A 20,737-nucleotide genomic window follows, 5' to 3' on the forward strand; every position below is an offset into this window, starting at 1 on the left:
ATGAAAAACTATCTACTCTTATTGTCGGGCTGGCTCATAACGGCTTTTATATTCGCCCAAAACCCACAGGATGTTTACAGGAAACTCGAAGAAATCGCCATCATCGATCAAAAAGTAATGATGCCCATGCGTGATGGCATTCGTTTAGCCACCGACATTTACCGGCCAAAGGGAAATGCGAAAGTGCCGATCGTTTTTTCAAGAACCCCCTACAACTTCAATACCTGGGTAGATGGTGAAATGCGCACGCGCACACTCGAAGCCGCCATGGAAGCCGTGCAGCGCGGCTATGCCTATGTTGTGCAAAACGAACGCGGCCGTTTTTTCTCTGAAGGCGAATGGGATATACTGGGCACACCGCTAACCGATGGGTATGATGCTTTTGAATGGATGAGCAAACAACCCTGGTCGAATGGAAAGGTTGGCGTAATAGGTTGTTCATCAACGGCCGAGTGGCAAATGGCCGTTGCCTCCCTTAATCACCCTGCACTGGCCGCTATGGTGGCGCAAGGTTATGGAGCAGGAGTAGGTAAGGTAGGCGAATATTACGAACAGGGAAACTGGTACCGTGGCGGAGCACAACAAATGTTGTTTACGGCATGGCTTTACGGGACACAAAACGATAAATTCAGGCCTGCCTTCCCGAAAGACATCACACAACAGGATTTGATCCGCGTGCAACGGTTTTACGATTTGGCCACCGAAATGCCACGTGTGGACTGGGCACAAGCGCTACAGCATTTACCCGTACAAGACATTATCAAAAATGTAAATGGCCAGGATGGTATATATGAACACATGATCAGGCGTAAGCCCAACGACCCGGCCTGGTTTGCCGGTGGACTGTATCACGACACCATGCCATTGGATGTTCCTACTTATTGGTTTGTGTCGTGGTACGATGTTGCCTCCAGTCCTAACCTGGCATTGTTCAACCATGCGCGTAATAATTCAAACAAAGCCATAGCCGACAACCAATACCTGGTTATTGCCCCTACCCTGCATTGTGCTTTTAAGCGTGCTTCAGAAAATACAATTGTAGGCGAACGCAGTGTGGGCGATGCACGATTAAACTATGATGACCTCACCTGGGGCTGGTTTGATATGTTGCTGAAAGGTGAGCAAAATGATTTCAAGAAAACCACTCCGCGTGTTCAGTACTACACCATGGGTAGCAACAAATGGCAAACATCAGAAACGTGGCCACCTAAAAATTCAGTGATGACAAATTACTTCCTGAGCAGCGAAGGAAAGGCCAACACCCGAAATGGTGATGGCAAACTGGTAACAAAAGTTCCCTCATCCGACAAGTCTGACACGTTCAAGTATGATCCGATGAATCCTGTTAAATCTCATGGTGGCAATGTGTGTTGCACAGGAAATGCTGTTCAGGGAGGCGCATTTGATCAGTCGGAAATGGAGTTGCGTGACGATATTCTGGTATACACATCCGAACCATTAAAAGAGGGAGTTGAGGTAAGTGGTTTCATTGAATCAACATTATACTTATCCTCTGATGTAAAGGACACCGATGTCACCATCAAGTTGATTGATGTGCATCCGGATGGCAAAGCCTATAACCTTGATGAAACTATTCAGCGTGTTCGTTACCGCGAAGGATACGAAAAGGAAGTGTTTATGGAGAAAGGAAAAGTATATGAAGTTAAGCTAACACCGATGAGCACCAGCAACTATTTTGCACAGGGCCACCGGATTCGGATTGAGGTCTCCAGCAGTAATTTTCCACGCTTCGAGAGAAACCTGAACACAGGTGGAAATAATTTTGATGAGGCGAAGGGTGTAGTGGCGACAAATTCAATCCATCACTCAAAGAAATATCCATCAGTAATCACATTACCGATTGTTAAGAAATAATTTTATCCTTTGCGTCCTTGCGTCCCTGCGGTTAAAATATGGCAATCATATGCTGACTAAAATACCGCTAAGGCGCTGAGACGCAAAGGTCTCTATCGACCTTCAGTTACCGTATCCCAAGAATCCTAAACGGAAACATCAGTATAGCCCCAATCAGTTGAAACAGCAGGCTTATGGATAAGCCTACTATCTTAAAGGGCAGCAGAATCAACCAAACCAAGGGAAAGATAAAGATGAGGAGAATGGCCAAAGGCCAGCAAAGGACAAACAGAATACACCAGAGGATGAGAGCGAGTAGCGTGCGCATACAAGAGTTTTTCTTACATCCGGATTCATAATCGAGCCATATCTATAAGTGTCTGAATAATAGAACTTTAAAATCGAGCAGTACCTAACACTATCCGTATCTGTACAGTTAAATGTTCAATGGTGTACAGTCGTGAGGTTCCGGATTTTTCTTTATTTTTAACCACCATGCCAAAACTTACCATTAATAACTTTGCTGAATTTGAGCAACACATCGGCAAAGAACTCGGGGTTTCCGATTATCATCAGATTACCCAGGAACAAATCAACCAGTTTGCCGAAGCCACCCTCGACAGGCAATGGATACACACCGATCCGGAGCGCGCTAAAACAGAAAGCCAGTTTAAAAGCACAATTGCACATGGATACCTCACGCTGTCACTGATCCCCTACCTTTGGGAGCAAGTTGCACAGGTTAACAATTTTACCATGCTGGTAAATTATGGTATTGAAAACCTGAAATTCAATCAGCCGGTTTTGGTAAATCAATACGTGCGACTGCATGTTGTACTTCAGGCACTTACCAATCTGCGCGGCATTACCAAAACCGAAATGAAGGTGACCCTTGAAATAAAAGACAATCCTAAACCGGCTTTTACAGCTACCATAGTTTTCTTGTACCATTTCAAATAGTATGACCTGCATTAACTGCCAGCAAGAAGTAACCGGAAAATTCTGTTCGAATTGCGGGCAACGAACAAACGTGAAGCGGATTACTTTCCGTGAAGGCTGGAACGACTTTTGGTCGCGCGTGTACGGATTTGACGGTATGTTTCCACGAACCATCCGCGACCTGACGTTACGCCCGGGCGTTGTTGCCCGGCATTATGTAAACGGAAACCGTGTGCTTTACTACGGCCCGGTGGGATATTTTTTCCTGATGCTCACGCTTTACATTCTAGTCATTTCATTTCTGCAGATCGACATGAACGAAATGGCGAAAGTGGTAAATCCATATGCTGAAATTAAGGAAGGAAGCGGGCAGGAACAGTTCAACCGGGGGCTTATGGGCTGGATTAAAGATAATCAACGCATTGTGTCGTTTATATTTGTTCCGTTCTATGTTTTTGGTGCCGCATTGTTTTTCCGAAAAAGTAAATTCAATTTACTGGAACACTCCATTTTGGTTTTTTACACCCAGGGGCACTTCCAGTGGATTTCCATTGCATTTTTGTTTCTCTTTAAATTTACGGGGCATTACTTCAACATTTTTATGTTTGCCGTCACCAGTGCCATTTATTACGCCTGGGCTTGCACCCAACTGTATCAAGCCTATCGGCCAGGCTGGGCTTTTGTACGAGGTGTTTTCGTACAATTATTTTTTTGGTTGTCACTCTTTCTGTTTACGGCCGTGGTTATGATTATTGCCTTTATGCTTAACCCCGATTTAATGGAAATGATACGCCCCAGCAACAATTAACTTTCCAACTACATTAAAAAGCCATTCTCCTCCTGTATTGGTGGAGGAATATCCGTTTCGCCAAGCATTTCACGCAGGTCAATTTCAATCGTACGCGCAATGGAGGTAATCGGTACATCATTGTAAGTCCCTTCAAATGGGTTTTCCGAGTAGTCGCCAATCTTTTCCATCAGAAAAAAAATCCAAATAATCAGAGCCGAGAAAGGTACGCTTAACCAAATCCAATACGATTCATTAAATACACCCAATAATCCAAAAGGCACAAGCAAACTAAAAACCAAAGTGGTCCATAGGGCGGTTGAAGCATATTGCCGCGGAAATGGAAAGTTTTTTATGCGCTCGCATTTCCCCTGCTCATCGTATAAACCACCAATCAATTCCTGCAACCTCAACTGCTCTATCTCGCTTATGTATCCCTTGTCTTTAAGTAGTTTTACCTTACTGCTTTGGGTGGCAAGCAATTGTGTAGCCATGTTGGTTTGCCGCTTATAGTGTTCAAGCTCATCGGCATGGATGAACGAAACAACCTCACGATCCAACTGGTTAAAGTATGCTTCGCATACCGTGGGTACATATACTCCGTTTAACCGCTCGTGGATATGCTCCCATTGACGGCTTAAACGAAGCTGATAACGCAAAGCTGTAAGCCAGGCAATGTGCCGGTAAATCAGTGCTTGTTTGATGGAGTACTCTTCATCTTTGTTTTCGGTTTTGATATAGGCGAGTACCAATGCAGCAAATGACCGGCTGTTATTCACGATGGCCCCCCAGATTTTGCGTGCTTCCCAGGTACGGTCGTAGGAACTGTTATTTTTAAAACCCAGGTAAAATGCTACGGCAGTACCCATAACACTAAGCGGTTGCCAGGGAATAACAATGCTCAACGGTGTGAACTTATGAAGAGCCGTGATGGCAGCAGCATAAATAAATCCATATAGGAATGGTTTTCTCGACCAGTTCACGGTCATCCAAAAACTATAATTTCTACGTACGTACATAAGCTAAAGTTGTAGTTCAATATAGGTGATAAAGATGTAAGTATTTGTTCAATTGTTGATTTTTCAAACCCGCCAAATGAGCAAAATTGCACATGATGAGTGATAACCCGCCCAACCTGACTGCACAACTGCTTAGCGAAAAGGAAGCCTTACAAAGGGCAACTGAATTAATCCGTCAAAATGAATTTCGCTTAAGAACACTGTTTAATTCCGCACATGATGCCATCTTTACAATGGATTACAAAACTTTTACGGATTGTAACGATGCTACCCTGCGGATTTTTCAATGTAAGAAAGAGGATATAGTTGGTCAAACACCTTACCGGTTCTCCCCTGCCTATCAGTCCGATGGCCGAACATCGGAGGAAGCTGCTATGGAAAAAATCAATGCCGTTTTGGCCGGAGAACCCCAGTTTTTTGAATGGAGGCACATCCGTCTTGATGGAACACCCTTTGAGGCAGAAGTTTCGCTTAACCGCCTCGACCTGGAAGGCGATGTGCAAATACTGGCCATTGTACGCGACATCAACGACCGCAAAAAAGCCGAAGCCGAAAACCAATTGCTGGCCTTGGTGGCCAATGCAACTACCAACATGGTGGTTATTGCCAATAGTGAAGGAAAAATCGAGTGGGTCAACCCATCATTTGAACGCACCACGGGTTATACCCTCAACGAAGTGATCGGGAAAAAACCTGGCACATTTCTTCGCGGACCGTTAACAGACCCTGAGGCATCAAAGCTGATGGGAGGCCAACTGCGTGCTGGTAAAGGATTTAAAAATATAGAACTCATCAATTATACGAAAGATCTTAAACCATATTGGGTATCCATAGAGGTGCAGCCTGTTTACGATAAACATGGAAAGGTGAGCAAGTTTATCGCCATTGAAAGTGATATTACCGAACGAAAGGAAAGTCAACAGGCATTGGAAGAACGCAACGAAGAGTTGGTTAAAATAAATGCTGAATTAGACCGCTTTGTTTATTCAGCATCACACGATTTACGTGCGCCCATAGCATCGCTGCTGGGGCTCATTGAAGTTGCACGTTTGGAGAAAGACCCGACCTCACTGGAGCAACTACTCGACCTAAAGAAGAAAAGTCTTTTACGCCTCGATCACTTCATCAAAGATATTGTTGATCACTCCCGGAATATGCGCCTTCAGGTAGAGGCTGTAGCAGTTAATTTCGAAACGCTTATCCATAATGCTTTCGAACAACTTCAGTTTATGGATAATATGGAGCGCATTTGGCGGGTGGTGGATGTGAAGCAAGAGGGTGATTTTTACAGTGCACCCAGCCGGCTTGCGATCATCCTGAACAACCTAATTTCAAATGCCATAAAATATGCCGACCTGCGGAAGGAAAATCCATCGCTTGAAGTGCGCGTAAACGCCAACCCACAACAAGCCATACTGCGGGTTACTGATAATGGTGAGGGTATTCCCCATGAGGCACTGCCTAAAATATTCGATATGTTTTACCGGGCTTCAACGAAGGGCGTAGGCTCGGGCTTAGGCCTGTATATTGTTAAGGAGGCCGTTGAAAAAATAGGTGGCAACATTACCGTTCATAGTGAACCTGGCAAAGGAACTGAATTTGAAATTGTTCTGCCGGCTATAGAAAGGGTAAATTAAGTTTTGTTTTAACCTAAACCCTCCTATTCCCTACATAATCGATGGCCAACTAAAGGCTCATCAAAATCCTATTACCGACAAGTATAAGGGCATGCCCACCGTTATGTTAAACGGAAAAGTAACGACCAACGTCATGGGTAGGTAAATACCCGGATTAGCTTTTGGTGCAGCAATCTTCATGGCAGCAGGCACTGCAATGTAAGAGGCGCTGGCCGCCAATACAGCAAACATAAAACGATTACCAACATCACTTGTGATAAGGCTGCTTAGTATAGCAACCGCCAAACCATTCAGAGCTGGTATTATCACGGCAAAAAAAGCCGGGAACAACCCACATTTGAAAAAGTCATTTAGTCGCCTGCCGCTGGCAATGCCCATGTCTAACAAAAATATGGCTAAAAAACCTTTGAAGATATCCGTAGTGAAAGGCTTTATACCTTGAGCTTGCTGATCGTTGGCTAAAAATCCAATAATAAGGCTGCCTACAATCAAAAACACACTGCCATTGGTAATGGAATGACTAATGATGGAACGAAGCCGAGGCACGCTTGATTTATCGGGGGTGTACCAGCGAATTAGAATAACGCCTACAATAATTGCCGGGGCTTCCATTAGCGCCATTACGGCAACCATGTGGCCGCCAAAGTCAATCGCGTGGCTCTCCAAAAAAGATACTGCGGTTACAAAGGTAACAGCACTCACCGATCCATAAGCCGCAGCTACTGTTCCGGCATCATCGATATTGAATTTTCGCTTAAGCCAATAGAAGGTGTAGATCGGGATGATGAGCGCGATGAGCATGCCAAACAACAGCGACCACACAATTTCAAAGGAAAAATTACTGTGGGCCAGCTCCTGTCCGCCTTTAAAACCGATGGAAAACAATAAATAAAGCGAAATAAACTTGGAAGAATTGTTGGGTATCTCCAGGTCGCTTTTCACACGAACGGCCAGAATTCCCAACGCGAAGAAGAGAAGTGCCGGATTGGTGAGGTTCTCCAGCAGCAGGTTTAAATCCATTCTACTTCACCAATTCAATTTGAACGGAGCAGTGCACACGCACCTCCATTTCATTGTCGAAGGCAATGTTGAGCAATTGGCGGAGCGCCTCCTGTGTTTCCTTCAGTTCTTCAATGCGCTTCAGGGAATGCGAAACATCGCCATTAAAGCGCTCGCGCATGGATAATATTTCTAGGTTATGGTAATCAATTTTGCTGTTGATCAATTGCATTAAAAACCGGTTGGCATCGGCAGGCATAAACGTGCCATCGATCAGTTTATAGTCCTGCGACTTTTCTTTGGCGGGATTATTCTTTTCTTTCAGCAACATAGTATTTCGTTTGGTTTAACAACGCAAAGATGGGGTGGAATGATTATATATTTTTATTTAACTTTATAATCAAAATCATTAATCATTTTTATGAACTACACACTGCACCAACTCCATATCTTCCTGAAAGTTTCGCAAGTAAAAAGCATTACCAAGGCTGCCGAGGAGCTTCACCTTACGCAGCCAGCGGTTTCCATTCAATTGAAGAATTTCCAGGATCAATTTGAGATTCCGCTTACGGAAGTGGTGGGCCGAAAGCTCTTTATTACGGAATTCGGTAACGAAATTGCCGAGGCTGCCGAAAATATATTGAACGAAGTATACGCCATCAATTACAAATCCGAAGCCTACCGCGGGCACCTGGCCGGCAGGCTCAAGATTTCCACCGTTTCAACCGGCAAGTACGTAATGCCCTTTTTTCTTGCTGACTTTTTACAGCAACATCCTGAAGTTGAGCTTGAATTGGATGTTACCAATAAATCGAAAGTGATTGAAAGCCTGGAAAGCAATGCTGTAGATTTTTCCCTCGTATCCATACTCCCAAAAAATCTTTATGTTAACCGCATCGAATTGCTCCAGAACAAACTTTATTGGGTAAGCAGCCCTGAAGTAAAAGCCAAATTAAAATCAGGTGCGAAAGTCAACTCAATACTAGACAGTACCCCGCTTATTTACCGCGAGGCCGGATCGGGCACGCGGCAAATCATGGAAAAATACATCCATGCAAAACGGCTCACCATCCGCAGGAAGCTTGAGCTCACTTCAAATGAAGCCGTGAAGCAGGCCATTATTGCCGGGCTGGGCAGTTCCATTATGCCGTTGATCGGGATACGCAACGAACTTAACAACGGTCAACTTAAGGTTATCCCCGTTAAGGGCTTGCCCATTAAGTCGCAATGGCAGCTTATATCCTTAAAAGGAAAAAAATTCTCCCCGGTGGCCCAGGCCTTTGCCGGCTTTCTTCAACGCGAAAAAGCCCGCATTATTAAAGAGCGTTTCAGTTGGTATGAGGACTACGCCTGATGTATCTTTAGGTCATTCCTAATTACAGTAAACATGAACCGCACCCGAAGATCTTTCCTGTCAAAACTATTGGTGGCAGCCGGTATGGCTTCAACCTTTCCGCTCATTGGATTTCGCCAGCACGTAACTCCTGCTCCACCACTTCCAGCACTGCGCGGAAGAAAGGTTTTGTTCACGCATGGCGGATGGGACGGACATGAACCGCAAAAATTTGTAGACTACCTGGTACCGTGGATGAAAGAAGAAGGCGCTGACGTGTTGTTGCACCATACGCTGGATGTGTACACCAACAAAAAAATAATAGACACCATCGACCTGGTGGTTCAGATTTTTACCATGTCACAAATCAATAAAGAACAGGAAGCCGGCTTGCTTGAAGCCATAAAGGTGAACGGCACCGGCATAGCCGGCTGGCATGGTGGCTTGTGCGATGCATTCCGGAACAATACCGAGTACCAGTATATGACAGGCGGCCAATGGGTTTCGCACCCGGGTGGTGTTATTGATTATCGTGTGAACATCACCGACAAGAGCGATGCATTAACCCAGGGCCTTCGCGACTTTAACATGACCAGCGAACAATACTTTATGCATGTTGACCCAAACGTAAAAGTTTTGGCCACCACACGCTTTACCGGAGAACATGACCCGTGGATTGATGGCAGCGTAATGCCGGTAGCGTGGAAGAAAATGTATGGCAAGGGCAGGATTTTCTATACTTCATTAGGCCATAACCTGGCACACATTACCGCCCAACCCGATGCCGTAACGTTGCTAAAGCGGGGTATTCAATGGGCCAGCGCCAGTAAGTATGATGCTCCTGAAAAATGGTTATCGCCTGTATACGGTAAATAACTTATTCCAATAAGCGCATGCGGCTGTCGCGCGCATAATTGAAAAAATTACCGAGGATAAACCGCACGTTTAAATAATTGCCATTCAGCTCTGTACCGCCAACATTCTTGTGGTCAACATGGTTGTAACGAACGTGCAGGCCGAGGTAGCCATTGCGTTTTAATTGTTGTTTCACCACAAGCCCTCCGTTAATGTTCAGGCTTGGTAGTATTTTGGAGTCTTCACCATAATCGTTGTCAGTTGTAAGGGCGGTTATCCCTTCGTAAGCAACACCGGGCGATAAACCAATCCGAAGTTTTTTGTGGCGGATGAAATCGTAGGTGTACTCAACACCTGCAAACACCCCTGTCCAGGTATTGTCGGTGATAAACTGGCCCTGGTAATAAACTGTATAGTTTTCTTTCGAGGGGCCGATTCGAAAATCAAGGACAAGATCAACCGAATGCTGCATTTTGCGAAATCCATAAACCATTCCAATGGAAGGATGTGAACCAAACAGACCGATTTTTCCATAAGGTTTGTAATGCCCCACAATAAGGGCTAAATGCCCTTCGGTAATCCGCTCGGTTTCGGCCTTGTACTCATCATATACCCGTCTCAGGTTACTTTCGCCAACAGGTGTATTTTTTACAGCCGAAAAATCAGCTTTTTCCATGGAATAGAACTGTACAATCAAAGCTTCATCGGTTGAGCCTGAAAAGGAAACCGATTGCGCCAACCGTTTGATTTCTAAATTAATGTTGCTGATGCTTTGCTGATAGTCGATATAAGGTTCACGATCGCGATAGAATAAACTAAACCGATCGTCAACAACGTTTCGATATTCCATCATATAAACCAGCATCTCACGGGTAACCTGGTCGGGGTTGAACCTGCCGGTTTTAATGTCCAGGATCAGTTGCAGCCTGTAAACAGGCTCCACCTTTCCGCACTTATTTTCCCAATAGGTTAAAAAGCTGTACAGACTATCGTACCGTTGGGCTTGGCTAAGCGAGGCAATAATGCTGGCCGCATTATAGGTTACATCCATGCAGGTAATGTAGCGGTTGCGAAAAATAAACTCGTCAAAGCTTTGCGCCCTACTGAAATGAACCAACACTAAAAATGCACCTATAAATACCTGAACGCGTTTCATGCCTGAAAATAGAAAAAGTAAAATTTTGGGTAATTATCTGCGGACCTATTCCTTTAAGCCAAGCAAAGGCCAAACACCGTGTTGTTTCATTCGGTCAACAACATCCGAAAACAGGGTATTCTTATCAACTGCCGCAAAGGGTGTTTCCTGCGAATCAACCTCGAACAAAATATTTTTTTCGCATTGCTGAAGCGTTAATGTAATGGTAATAGGGTCAACTTTTCGTTCGGTTAGTGTATAGCTCATCTCTTCCATACCGGACTCATCACCTTCTGCAGGCCAATTGGCCGTGCGGTCTACAACCAACTCCTTAACGTGCAGGCTAACTATATTATTGTTGGTTTTATAAGTTCCCATCCGGTAAGTTTGATCCGCCTCGCAATAATCAATAGCGATAAATTCGCTTTCATTGATAAACACATAATGTCCTGCACAGCAATCGCACTGCCCGAAAACCTCGCAGGTGGTAGCGTCCACATCAGGCCCGTAAATAAGTATTTTACCGGTCAACTCAAGTTTATCAACATCAACAGATGTTTCCTCCGGACCCCGTTTGGGTTGGCACGACAGGAGGATGCAAGTGGCAAGACATAATATTAAATTCGATGTTACTATTTTCAGCATTTTAATGTAAGATTATTTGCACAGATAACCGGGTACAGCAACAAAATAAATAAAATTTTCTTTCATGTTTCGGTTGCTGTAGCCAATTTCCAAGACGGTTAAGGGCAAAGTATTTTACAGAATTAGAAATTGCTTTTTTAGCATATAAGGACAATTCATGACCGGATATACCATTCTCCCGGCCTTGTTGGCGAAGAACATTATTAAAGCTAAAGCTGATAGTAGCAATTTTAAAAGTGGTTATTTGCGCTTCGCTATGTAGTCTGGAAAGACAAGAAGCAATTTGTAGCTGATTTGAGAAATGTTTATGGCGCGCCTAACAAAGAGCTGGCTGCACAGGCTTTGGGGCAGCTTGAGGTAACATGGGGCAAAAAATATCCGCATGCCATCAAATCGTGGAAAACAAATTGGGATAACCTCACGCACTTCTTCGATTATCCGATCGAAATCCGAACACTGATTTATACTACGAACATTATCGAAAACCTCAACGGAAAAATCCGCAAGTATACCAACAACAAACTTTCGTTCCCTGACGACCAGGCTGTAATGAAAGCGGTGTACCTGGCTTTACGGGAGATCACCAAAAAATGGACATTGCCCGTGAGGAACTGGCCAATAATCGTAAATCAATTTTTAACTATCTTCGAAGGTAGATGCAAAATATAAAACCTTTACGCAGTTGCTTAGTCGTTACCAGCACTTACACAGTTAATTGGGCAGTGTCTAAAAATCCTCGCCTTCGCAAAGCGGCAAAACGTTAACGGCAACCTTTGGGGACACTGCTAACTTGAAACATTCTACCTTTGAACGAACATTTTTCAGACAACTAATTACATGAAAAGAACAATCAAATATTATCGTATAATTTGGCTCAAACACGATTTACCTGCCGGACTTTCGGTTTTCCTTGTTGCACTTCCTCTTTGTTTGGGTATAGCTTTGGCTTCAGGAGCACCACTTTATGCAGGACTTTTATCGGGCATCATTGGCGGGCTTGTAGTTGCACTTATTAGCGGTTCACCGCTTGCAGTTTCGGGACCTGCCGCGGGCTTGACAACTTTGGTTGCTGCTTCAATCATTTCGCTAGGCGACTACAAAATTTTTCTTCTTGCTGTTATGGTTGCAGGTTTATTTCAACTTACTCTTGGACTTTTAAAACTTGGGGCAATCGCAAACTATTTTCCTTCATCAGTTATAAAAGGTATGTTAGCAGCAATCGGCATCATTCTAATTTCAAAACAAATTCCGTTAGCATTGGGTTACGACCAACCCGACTTTTGGACAAGTGGTTTTCTAAAATTGTTTTCTCCTGACAACTTTCTTGGCAGCTTTGACAACTTCAATCATCACATAACGAGAGGAGCAATTTTAATCACTATTGTTTCTTTAATCATTCTTGTTATACTTCAACAAGCTTTTACGAAAAGATTGAAAGTAATTCCTGCACCGCTTTTAGTTGTTATTGTTGGCATCATCACAAACATTCTTTTCACAAACGCAGCTTCTGATTTTTCACTCAAGCAAACTCAATTAGTAAATATTCCTTCCAACATTTTTGCAAGCATAACTTTCCCTGACTTCTCAAAGCTGTTTTCCACAGCAGAGATTTGGAAAGACGGAATCATCATCGGGCTTCTTGCAACTTTAGAAACGCTGCTTTGCATTGAGGCAATTGACAAACTAGATAAAGTCAATCGCATCACTCCCGTTAATCGTGAACTCATTGCACAAGGAATTGGAAACATGATTTGTGGACTTTTAGGAGCAATACCGCTGACAGCCGTTGTAGTGAGGGGTGCTGCAAATGTGGACGCTGGAGCCAGAACAAAACTTTCCGCCTTCACTCACGGACTGTTTCTTTTGCTTGCAGTGTTGCTTGTTCCATTTCTGCTAAACAAAATTCCTTACGCTTCGCTTGCAGCCATTCTGCTTGTTACAGGTTATAACCTTACCAAACCGAAACTGCTTCGGAATATGTGGAGCTTAGGGTGGAAACAATTTCTTCCGTTTCTCATTACCATACTTGTAATTCTTTCAACTGATTTATTAATTGGGGTAAGTATCGGACTTTTAGTTTCTATTTACTTTATCGTTCAAAACAATTTCAAAGCTGAATATAAATTCACCAAGTCAATACATGAAGGTATAGAAACTTATTACATCAAACTCAATAGCAATGTTACTTTCTTAAATAAAGTAAAGTTGCGTAAAGCATTAGACGAAATACCCGAATACAGTGTGCTTACAATTGACGGCAGCGAGTGTAATTTCATTGACTACGACATTTTAGAAATCATAAGTGAGTTTCACAACAAAGCACACGACAGACATATTGAACTTCACTTGAAAGGAATTGAAAAGGTAAACATAACAGCAGTGCATTGACAGATGGGAAAGGTAGCAGATAACAAGGGGTTTGCGATAGCGGGGGTTTCGTGCTTCGCAGACACATTTGTGCAAGGTGGAAGTTCAGCTCTCCGAACAAAGTTTAGTGCTAAAACTCCCCGCCATCGCAAACCCCGAAACGTTGTAGGCAATCTTAAAAAGACGACTGTAACAGAATGAAGATAGCCATATTGACACTTGGAACTCGTGGAGATGTTCAACCATATGCGGTCTTGGGACAAGCTCTCATACAACGTGGACATCAAGTAACTTTATCCACAGCAAAAAACTTTAAACAACTTGTAAATTCTTACGACATTGACTTTGTCCCAGTAGAAGCGGATTTTCAAGAAATCTTAAACTCGGACGAAGGGAAAAAGATGATGAAAGGAAATCCTTTTGCAGTGAAAAGAAATCTAAACACCTGGGTTTATCCTTTAATTGCAAACTCGTTGACAGAGTTTTACAAATTAGCAAAGGATAGCGACATCGTCCTCTATCACGTAAAGACATTGGCGGACAGTTTTGCTGACCAATTTCCTCACAAAATGATTAGAGCTAATGTTTTACCTATCGTTGAGCTGACAAGTGAATTTGCAAATCCTGTATTTAGTGGCTTGCCAATACCAAGTTTTCTGAACAAACTGACTTACAAGTTTTCAAATCTGAGCATTAAACTATTATCAAAGCCAATCGAACAATTTAGAGCAAAGTTTGATTTACCTAAAAAGTTTTTACTTCCGACAGTGAAGAATATTTACGGAATAAGTTCTCATTTTTTATCAGTTCCACAAGACTTTCCAACTCATTCAAAATTTACAGGATTTTGGTTTGGGACTTCATCTACTGAATTGACAACAGACCTTAAAGACTTCATCAATACAGGAGAACCACCATTGCTATTGACATTTGGGAGTATGCCGTTTAAGAGCAAATTTGATTTACAGACAGCCATTGTTAAGCTAACAGAACAATTTGACACAAGAATAGTTGTAGTGAAAGGTTGGGGACTTGACCAAACCGAGAGGCTTGAAAACAACCCAAATATTAAAGTTATTTTTTCAGCACCTTACGAAAAACTATTCCCTTTGACAAAAGCAATTATTCATCACGGTGGCATAGGGACAACAGCAGAATGTTTGAGAGCAGGAAAGCCTTTTCTAATTTGCCCAATACTTTATCCTATTGGCGACCAAAAGTTTTGGGGAAATCACGCTTACAAAAAAGGACTTGCAGTTAAACCGACACCCATTAGTAAAATGACAGAAAAGATATTTTTGCAAAGCATAAACGAACTATTGACAAACGAACAACTTTATACCAATGCAAAACATATACAAAGTTTAATTAGCAACGAAAACGGCCTTCAAAAAACGATTTACGAAATAGAAAAAACCACAGCTAACAGCAGTTTGGCATAATGGCGGGTGAAGTGCTACTATGACAGTTGAGTGCTAAACTACTTCAAATTATAATACAACAGTCATGCAATACCTTGGATATCTTTTAGTACTCATCCATATTTTTCTGCTGCTATGGGCTACCGGTGGCATGGTAGAATTACTTTCTCCGCAAGTACCCTGGCCTCCCTATACAAATCATGACTTTCCGAAGTGGTTATTACCCATTCATTGGGGCTCTGTAATAATTGCCTCAACAGGATTCCTGATTGGCTATTTTACAGCCTGGAGCAAAACCCCATCGTTTCTGCTGGCGGCATACACGATGCTTTTCACAATCTGCGTTATTGAAACTTTAGGATTTATGACAAGCCCCACCAGGTATTATGCCATGACCGCAGAATTAGTGACCTATACGGCTATCTTGCTGATCGTATTCAGGCACCCGTATTTTAAAAGGCTATTTCAATCGCCCCCAACAATAACTGGAAGAAAATAAGCGTATGGCACATGCTGCCTGCCTGTACAAGCTAACCTTTATCTAAACCAGAATGGCATGAACACCACACCCGAGCATGATAAACGCATAGCCACCCTTACCTTTGCTTCGGTATACCCGCATTACGTTGCAAAAGTTGAGCGCAAAGGAAGAACAAAAGAAGAATTGCAAAACGTAATTACCTGGCTTACCGGTTTCGATGAACATAAAACCAGGCAACTGATTCAGGAAAATGTAACGTTTGAAGAATTTTTCAGGCAGGCCAGGTTAAACCCGGCCGCTAACCAGATAACCGGTGTAATTTGCGGTTACCGGATAGAGGAAATAAAAAATCCGGTAACGCGGCAAGTCAGGTATTTAGATAAGCTGGTGGATGAACTGGCAAAAGGCAGGGCCATGGAAAAGATTTTACGCACACCAAAAGTGACTTGAACTAAGTCCATTAATGCATTTTGTAACCGGCAGGCCGATGCGCACTTACCATAACAATGGGGACCAGCAGCTCGGGAAAAAGATAAGCTAACCACAGCCATTGCGGCTCCGGGATCCCCACCATGCCCATGGACACTAAACGCCCTGCGCCACCCATAAATATGGCAAGGGCAATCAGGTAAATAAGTGTGCCCTGCTGGCGCACGGTTACCGCAGCCCAAAGTGCAATTACCCCACACGAAAAGTAAATACCGGCCATAAACCTATGAATGTTATCTAACCTGGGCGAAGTATCGGGTTGGCCCAGGTAAAATTGCAACGCCCCGCCTGTAAGGGCAATAGCGGCAACAAGAAACAAGCAAATCCTAACCACGTGTTGGCGAACGGATAAAGGATGTGGTGCGGTATTATTCATTCCAATAGAAATTTAATCAGCGTACGTGAAGCTCGGTTATCTCCTTGGCAATAAAGTAGGCTTTTGACTTTGGCGAGTAAAACTCGGCCCCCGCAAAAGCAACATTTACTTTTTTGCCCACCAGTTTTTTGGGGTTGTCCATAAAATCATCGGAGCCGGGGAAATACCGTGTCCAGATCAACCGGTGTTCTTTGCCCCCATCTTCTTTGAAATTGAGGTAAACAAATTCCCCAACATCAACCGATTTAACCTGGCCTGAAAGCAGTGCCGGCTCCTCGCTTTCATCCTTATTAAAAAAAGAAGAGAACACTTCCGGGCAAATCAATGCCATCTGCACGCCCACCTTCTCCCCGAATTTTCGCATGGCCTCCTGGTCGGAAAAATCGATATCCAGGTTTTGACGGCCGGCACTTTCCAACATGCAAAAGCCCATGGCCATTTCTACTTCTGTGCGGTTCTTCAGTTTTGAAATATCTTTCTGCTGCAAACACGCGCAGGTTTCGTTGGCCACAATTTTATATACATCGGCCTGGGCGAAAAGCAGAAATGGAAAAACAAAAGCCGTGAACAGGAAAAGCGTAAACTTCATAATGGTTGATTTGTAAAATCGAATGTACAATAATTTAGTTACCTAAGGATCAATCCACCCCCTGGACCGCTCCACGGCCTTCTTCCAGCCGCTATAAAGCCGATCACGTGTAGAGGCATCCATTGAAGCTTTAAATGTTTTGTTAATCCTTCGGTTCGCAATAATATCCTCTTTCTTCCATAACCCCACGTATATGCCGGCTAAAAAGGCTGCACCCATGGCGGTAGACTCAATCACTTCGGGACGCTCCACTTCGGTTCCCAGTATATCGGCCTGAAACTGCATGAGAATGTTATTCGCGCAGGCTCCACCATCCACTTTGAGTTTCGCAAGTTTCAATCCGGCATCTTCTTCCATGGCATTCAGCACATCTTTGGTCTGGTACGCCAATGACTCAAGCGTAGCCTTGATAATGTGATCTTTACCGGTATCGCGCGTTAAACCAAAAATAGCACCCCGTGCATACATATCCCAATACGGTGCACCTAATCCGGCAAAGGCAGGAACAACATACACTTCGCTTGACCCCAATGCTTTCGCTGCAAAATATTCCGAGTCTTTTGATTCGTCTATTATGCCCAAACTGTCGCGCAGCCATTGCACGGCTGCACCGGCAATGAATACACTTCCCTCCAGCGCATATTCAACCTTATCGCCCAGTCGCCACGCAATGGTGGTGATCAATCCATTTTTTGATTGCTGAATTTTAGTGCCGGTGTTCATCAGCATAAAGCAACCTGTGCCATAGGTATTTTTTGCCATGCCCGGTTCAAAACACGCCTGCCCGAATAAAGCAGCTTGCTGATCACCTGCAACACCACAAATAGGAATGTAGGTGTCGTTTAATTGAATATAACCAAAATTATGCGCTGATGGATGGACGGAGGGCAGCATGTTTTCAGGAATTGTTAGTTCGTGAAGCAAGCGCTCGTCCCATTGTAGTGTTCGGATATTAAACAGGAGGGTTCGCGATGCATTGGTAACATCCGTAGCGTGTACTTTTCGGTTAGTCATATTCCAGATCAGCCACGTATCAATAGTACCAAAAGCTAGTTCTCCCCTATTGGCCTGTTCCCTCGCTCCTTTTACGTTATCTAATATCCATTTAATCTTTGTTCCTGAAAAATAAGAATCGATAACCAGCCCGGTGTTTTCGCGAACGTAGGCTGTGAGTCCCCTTTCTTTTAAATCTTCACAAATAGAAGCGGTTCGTTTATCCTGCCACACAATAGCGTTATAAATAGGCTCACCGGTAGCTTTATTCCATACTACTGTTGTTTCGCGCTGGTTGGTAATGCCGATGGCTTGAATAGAAGCCACATCAACCTTATGCTGGCGGATTAAGGAATCCAGTACCCCTAATTGTGAACTTAAAATTTCCATAGGATCGTGTTCCACCCAGCCGGCCTGTGGAAATATTTGTCTGAATTCTTTTTGAGCGACACCTTTTATTTCTCCCTGCTCATTAAAAAGTACAGCGCGTGAACTGGTGGTTCCCTGGTCTAGGGCGATGATGTGTTTAGTCATTAGTCATAGGTAATTAGTTGTGCCTCCTGAATTGCGTGTTCCAACTTAGCCAATTCCTGATTGTATTGCTCATCATTCCAACTGAAATATTCTTTGAAGTCAACAAGAATGGTATTCATCACCAGCTTAAGACGGGGCATTTCAAAAAATAACATGCCTGTTCTGCGAATAAAAAAATCAAGGAGGGTTTGAACCATTTCGTTTTCAAGTGTGAAAAAGAGTTCTGACCGGGCCAGGTTTATGCCCGTATCATTACCCGAAAATTTTTCGAGTCCAAACAGTATATCATCCGTTTGCCTGCCGTAAGTTTCAACCAGATAATCGGCATAGCGCTCCAAACCAAAAGGCGTAAGGTTTGACGCTACAGCTTTTTTATAGGCACGCACATCATCAGCGTTACTGAAAGCTTCATTACACAGACTGATCTTATCGGTATAACAGGATTTTAAATCGCGGCCCTCGAACGATTCGCTGATGACCATATCAACCACCCGTTCGGCCATTTTACGATAACCGGTTAGTTTACCACCGGCTATGGAAATCAATCCGGAGGGTGATTGAAAGATTTCATCTTTTCGCGAAAGTTGGGAGGCTGATTTTCCTTCTTCATGGATCAGTGGCCGCAACCCTGCCCAACTCGATTCTACATCAGCAAGCTGAAGGTTAACTTCCGGGAAGGAATCGTTCACAGCCTCAATCAGGTACCGGGCATCTTCCACTGTTGTTTTTACCTCATCAATCGCCTGATGATAATCTGTATCTGTTGTGCCAATGTAGGTGGTTCTTCCTCTGGGTATGGCAAAAATCATTCTCCCATCGGGCACATCGAAATAAATAGCCTGGCGCACCGGAAATTTTTTACGATCAACCACAATATGAACACCTTTGGTGAGGTGCAGTTGTTTTCCCTTTTTCGATTTGTCCAGTACGCGTAATTCATCTACCCACGGTCCTGCGGCATTTACAATAGTAGTGGCGCTGATGGTGATGGTTTGTTGTGTTAGCACATCAGTAGCTTTCACAGCGCACACCGCGCCACCTTCGTAACTAAAATCGGTAGCCTGAACATAATTGACCACGCATGCGCCATGTGCGGCAGCCGTTTTCATTATTTCGAGGGTAAGGCGTGCATCATCGGTACGGTATTCGGCATACAAACCGCCACCTTTAACATCATCGGGTTTCAACAGCGGTTCATGATGAAGCGTCTGATGCCGGGTAAGCATCTTACGCTGGTCAATTTCATTTACTCCGGCCAGCCAATCATAAAGTTTTAAACCGAACGAAGTAAGCAACGTGCCAAATCCCCTTCCCTTCTTTAAGGGTAGGAGCATTTTTTCGGCTATTACCAAATGCGGGGCAAGCTTGTGCACGATGGCACGTTCACTGCCCACTTCCTTAACCAAACCAAATTCAAGTTGCTTTAAATAGCGCAGCCCGCCATGGATAAGTTTGGTAGAACGTGAACTTGTACCGTAAGCAAAATCATTTTTTTCGATGAGGGCTGTTTTTAATCCGCGCGAAGCAGCATCCAATGCTATACCTGCCCCCGTAATACCGCCACCAATAATCAATAAATCAAATTTTTCCAGCTGAATGGACTGAAGATGGGACTGGCGCATAAACACGTTCATAGTCTTCCCAAACTACAAAGAATTGCAGAACGAAGGAAGTTAAATGACGGTGTCTTCCGGTGTTACATGAATTTTTTTACAAGGATGATACCCAACAGAAGAAACACTACCGTAACATGTGTAAGCAACCATACTTTCTGATAAGTCGGACGTTTGTTCCACGAGACTTCCTGTTTGAAAGGATCGAAGATGAGTGCCAGTCCAAGGTTACTCATAGCTGAACCCACATCACGGCTTACGGAAAGAAAGTAGATGGCCAGGCACACAAATGAAAAATAAAGTACCCGGTTAAAGGGGCCTGACCAATCGCGCATGGCTTTTTTAGGAGTTGTCTGTATTGTTGTCATCGGTTTTGATTTTTTAAAGATTGCTTAATTCCAGAAGGACGGGTTGGTAACAGCAAAAGGCTTATGGAAACGGTTATCATTGTCAGCAGAACCAAAAATTCTGCTGGCATTTCTCCGGTATAGCCGGCATAAAGTGCACCCAGGCATATAAAACCGGCAACAATTCCAATCAGCGTTGCCATTAAGTGGGTGCTCTTGGGTTTAGGAGAATGATTTTTAATACTCATAAACTGACTTTTTGAATGAGTAACATGAGCCAAAGCATTATTACAGCCAAAAAAATAAAACATGATAACTTTTCAC

22 protein-coding genes are annotated in these 20,737 nt (G+C 43.6%); 11 read left to right on the forward strand and 11 right to left on the reverse strand.

Annotation, left to right across the window (positions count from 1 at the left end):
- From KIT51_10820 to KIT51_10830, 3 genes are all read left to right on the forward strand, one after another.
- On the forward strand, positions 1 to 1,875 hold the full coding sequence (locus KIT51_10820; protein UYN85383.1) for a CocE/NonD family hydrolase: 1,875 nt from the start codon (positions 1 to 3) through the stop codon (positions 1,873 to 1,875).
- A 474-nt stretch (positions 1,876 to 2,349) separates the two neighbouring features.
- Positions 2,350 to 2,814: a MaoC family dehydratase gene (locus KIT51_10825; GenBank protein UYN85384.1), complete on the forward strand. Its 465-nt coding sequence runs from the start codon at positions 2,350 to 2,352 to the stop codon at positions 2,812 to 2,814.
- Between the two features lies 1 nt (position 2,815).
- Complete coding sequence (locus tag KIT51_10830; GenBank protein ID UYN85385.1) at positions 2,816 to 3,601, forward strand: DUF3667 domain-containing protein; 786 nt, start codon at positions 2,816 to 2,818, stop codon at positions 3,599 to 3,601.
- A gap of 8 nt (positions 3,602 to 3,609) precedes the next feature.
- On the opposite strand, the gene KIT51_10835 is transcribed toward KIT51_10830, so the two are convergent.
- Entirely contained in the window at positions 3,610 to 4,599 is a 990-nt protein-coding gene (locus tag KIT51_10835) for a hypothetical protein (protein UYN85386.1), read from the reverse strand.
- 92 nt (positions 4,600 to 4,691) lie between these two features.
- On the opposite strand from KIT51_10835, the gene KIT51_10840 reads away from it, so the two are divergent.
- Positions 4,692 to 6,236 (forward strand): PAS domain S-box protein, encoded by a 1,545-nt coding sequence (locus KIT51_10840; GenBank protein UYN85387.1) that lies wholly within the window; start codon positions 4,692 to 4,694, stop codon positions 6,234 to 6,236.
- Positions 6,237 to 6,296: 60 nt separating this feature from the next.
- Here the strand turns inward: KIT51_10840 and KIT51_10845 are convergent, their stop codons facing one another.
- Together KIT51_10845 and KIT51_10850 are read right to left on the reverse strand one after the other, a co-directional pair.
- Positions 6,297 to 7,256, reverse strand: a complete 960-nt coding sequence (locus KIT51_10845) for a sodium-dependent bicarbonate transport family permease (GenBank protein UYN85388.1) — start codon at positions 7,254 to 7,256, stop codon at positions 6,297 to 6,299.
- Position 7,257: 1 nt separating this feature from the next.
- Positions 7,258 to 7,566: a hypothetical protein gene (locus KIT51_10850; protein UYN85389.1), complete on the reverse strand. Its 309-nt coding sequence runs from the start codon at positions 7,564 to 7,566 to the stop codon at positions 7,258 to 7,260.
- A gap of 90 nt (positions 7,567 to 7,656) precedes the next feature.
- Here KIT51_10850 and KIT51_10855 point away from each other — a divergent pair, with 90 nt between their 5' ends.
- Positions 7,657 to 8,589, forward strand: coding sequence for a LysR family transcriptional regulator (locus KIT51_10855; protein ID UYN85390.1), 933 nt, complete (start codon positions 7,657 to 7,659; stop codon positions 8,587 to 8,589).
- Between the two features lie 33 nt (positions 8,590 to 8,622).
- Complete coding sequence (locus KIT51_10860) at positions 8,623 to 9,444, forward strand: ThuA domain-containing protein (protein UYN85391.1); 822 nt, start codon at positions 8,623 to 8,625, stop codon at positions 9,442 to 9,444.
- Position 9,445: 1 nt separating this feature from the next.
- Here the strand turns inward: KIT51_10860 and KIT51_10865 are convergent, their stop codons facing one another.
- Complete coding sequence (locus KIT51_10865) at positions 9,446 to 10,579, reverse strand: hypothetical protein (protein ID UYN85392.1); 1,134 nt, start codon at positions 10,577 to 10,579, stop codon at positions 9,446 to 9,448.
- 45 nt (positions 10,580 to 10,624) lie between these two features.
- Positions 10,625 to 11,203, reverse strand: a complete 579-nt coding sequence (locus tag KIT51_10870) for a hypothetical protein (GenBank protein UYN85393.1) — start codon at positions 11,201 to 11,203, stop codon at positions 10,625 to 10,627.
- A gap of 294 nt (positions 11,204 to 11,497) precedes the next feature.
- Between KIT51_10870 and KIT51_10875 the strand changes: the two genes are divergently transcribed.
- The 5 genes from KIT51_10875 (at position 11,498) to KIT51_10895 (ending at position 15,922) form a co-directional block, all read left to right on the forward strand.
- The gene (locus tag KIT51_10875) at positions 11,498 to 11,872 is read left to right on the forward strand and encodes a transposase (protein UYN88562.1); all 375 of its coding nucleotides are present in this window, start codon (positions 11,498 to 11,500) and stop codon (positions 11,870 to 11,872) included.
- A 168-nt stretch (positions 11,873 to 12,040) separates the two neighbouring features.
- Complete coding sequence (locus KIT51_10880; GenBank protein ID UYN85394.1) at positions 12,041 to 13,591, forward strand: SulP family inorganic anion transporter; 1,551 nt, start codon at positions 12,041 to 12,043, stop codon at positions 13,589 to 13,591.
- Between the two features lie 176 nt (positions 13,592 to 13,767).
- The gene (locus KIT51_10885) at positions 13,768 to 15,012 is read left to right on the forward strand and encodes a glycosyltransferase family 1 protein (protein UYN85395.1); all 1,245 of its coding nucleotides are present in this window, start codon (positions 13,768 to 13,770) and stop codon (positions 15,010 to 15,012) included.
- Positions 15,013 to 15,076: 64 nt separating this feature from the next.
- Entirely contained in the window at positions 15,077 to 15,490 is a 414-nt protein-coding gene (locus KIT51_10890; GenBank protein ID UYN85396.1) for a hypothetical protein, read from the forward strand.
- Positions 15,491 to 15,547: 57 nt separating this feature from the next.
- Positions 15,548 to 15,922 (forward strand): DUF2200 domain-containing protein, encoded by a 375-nt coding sequence (locus KIT51_10895; protein ID UYN85397.1) that lies wholly within the window; start codon positions 15,548 to 15,550, stop codon positions 15,920 to 15,922.
- Positions 15,923 to 15,932: 10 nt separating this feature from the next.
- On the opposite strand, the gene KIT51_10900 is transcribed toward KIT51_10895, so the two are convergent.
- From KIT51_10900 to KIT51_10925, 6 genes are all read right to left on the reverse strand, one after another.
- Entirely contained in the window at positions 15,933 to 16,337 is a 405-nt protein-coding gene (locus KIT51_10900) for a DUF4345 domain-containing protein (GenBank protein UYN85398.1), read from the reverse strand.
- Positions 16,338 to 16,353: 16 nt separating this feature from the next.
- Positions 16,354 to 16,926: a hypothetical protein gene (locus KIT51_10905; protein ID UYN85399.1), complete on the reverse strand. Its 573-nt coding sequence runs from the start codon at positions 16,924 to 16,926 to the stop codon at positions 16,354 to 16,356.
- A gap of 42 nt (positions 16,927 to 16,968) precedes the next feature.
- Complete coding sequence (gene glpK, locus KIT51_10910) at positions 16,969 to 18,453, reverse strand: glycerol kinase GlpK (protein UYN85400.1); 1,485 nt, start codon at positions 18,451 to 18,453, stop codon at positions 16,969 to 16,971.
- Positions 18,453 to 20,087 (reverse strand): glycerol-3-phosphate dehydrogenase/oxidase, encoded by a 1,635-nt coding sequence (locus KIT51_10915; protein ID UYN85401.1) that lies wholly within the window; start codon positions 20,085 to 20,087, stop codon positions 18,453 to 18,455. Before KIT51_10915 ends, glpK begins: the two co-directional genes overlap by 1 nt.
- A gap of 62 nt (positions 20,088 to 20,149) precedes the next feature.
- Positions 20,150 to 20,401 carry a hypothetical protein gene (locus KIT51_10920; protein ID UYN88563.1) on the reverse strand — a complete coding sequence of 84 codons (252 nt, stop codon included), beginning with the start codon at positions 20,399 to 20,401 and terminating at the stop codon, positions 20,150 to 20,152.
- A gap of 29 nt (positions 20,402 to 20,430) precedes the next feature.
- Entirely contained in the window at positions 20,431 to 20,724 is a 294-nt protein-coding gene (locus KIT51_10925) for a hypothetical protein (GenBank protein UYN85402.1), read from the reverse strand.
- Between the last annotated feature and the right edge of the window lie 13 nt (positions 20,725 to 20,737).

It is taken from the genome of Cyclobacteriaceae bacterium (assembly GCA_025808415.1).
Classification (GTDB): Bacteria; Bacteroidota; Bacteroidia; order Cytophagales; family Cyclobacteriaceae; genus UBA2336.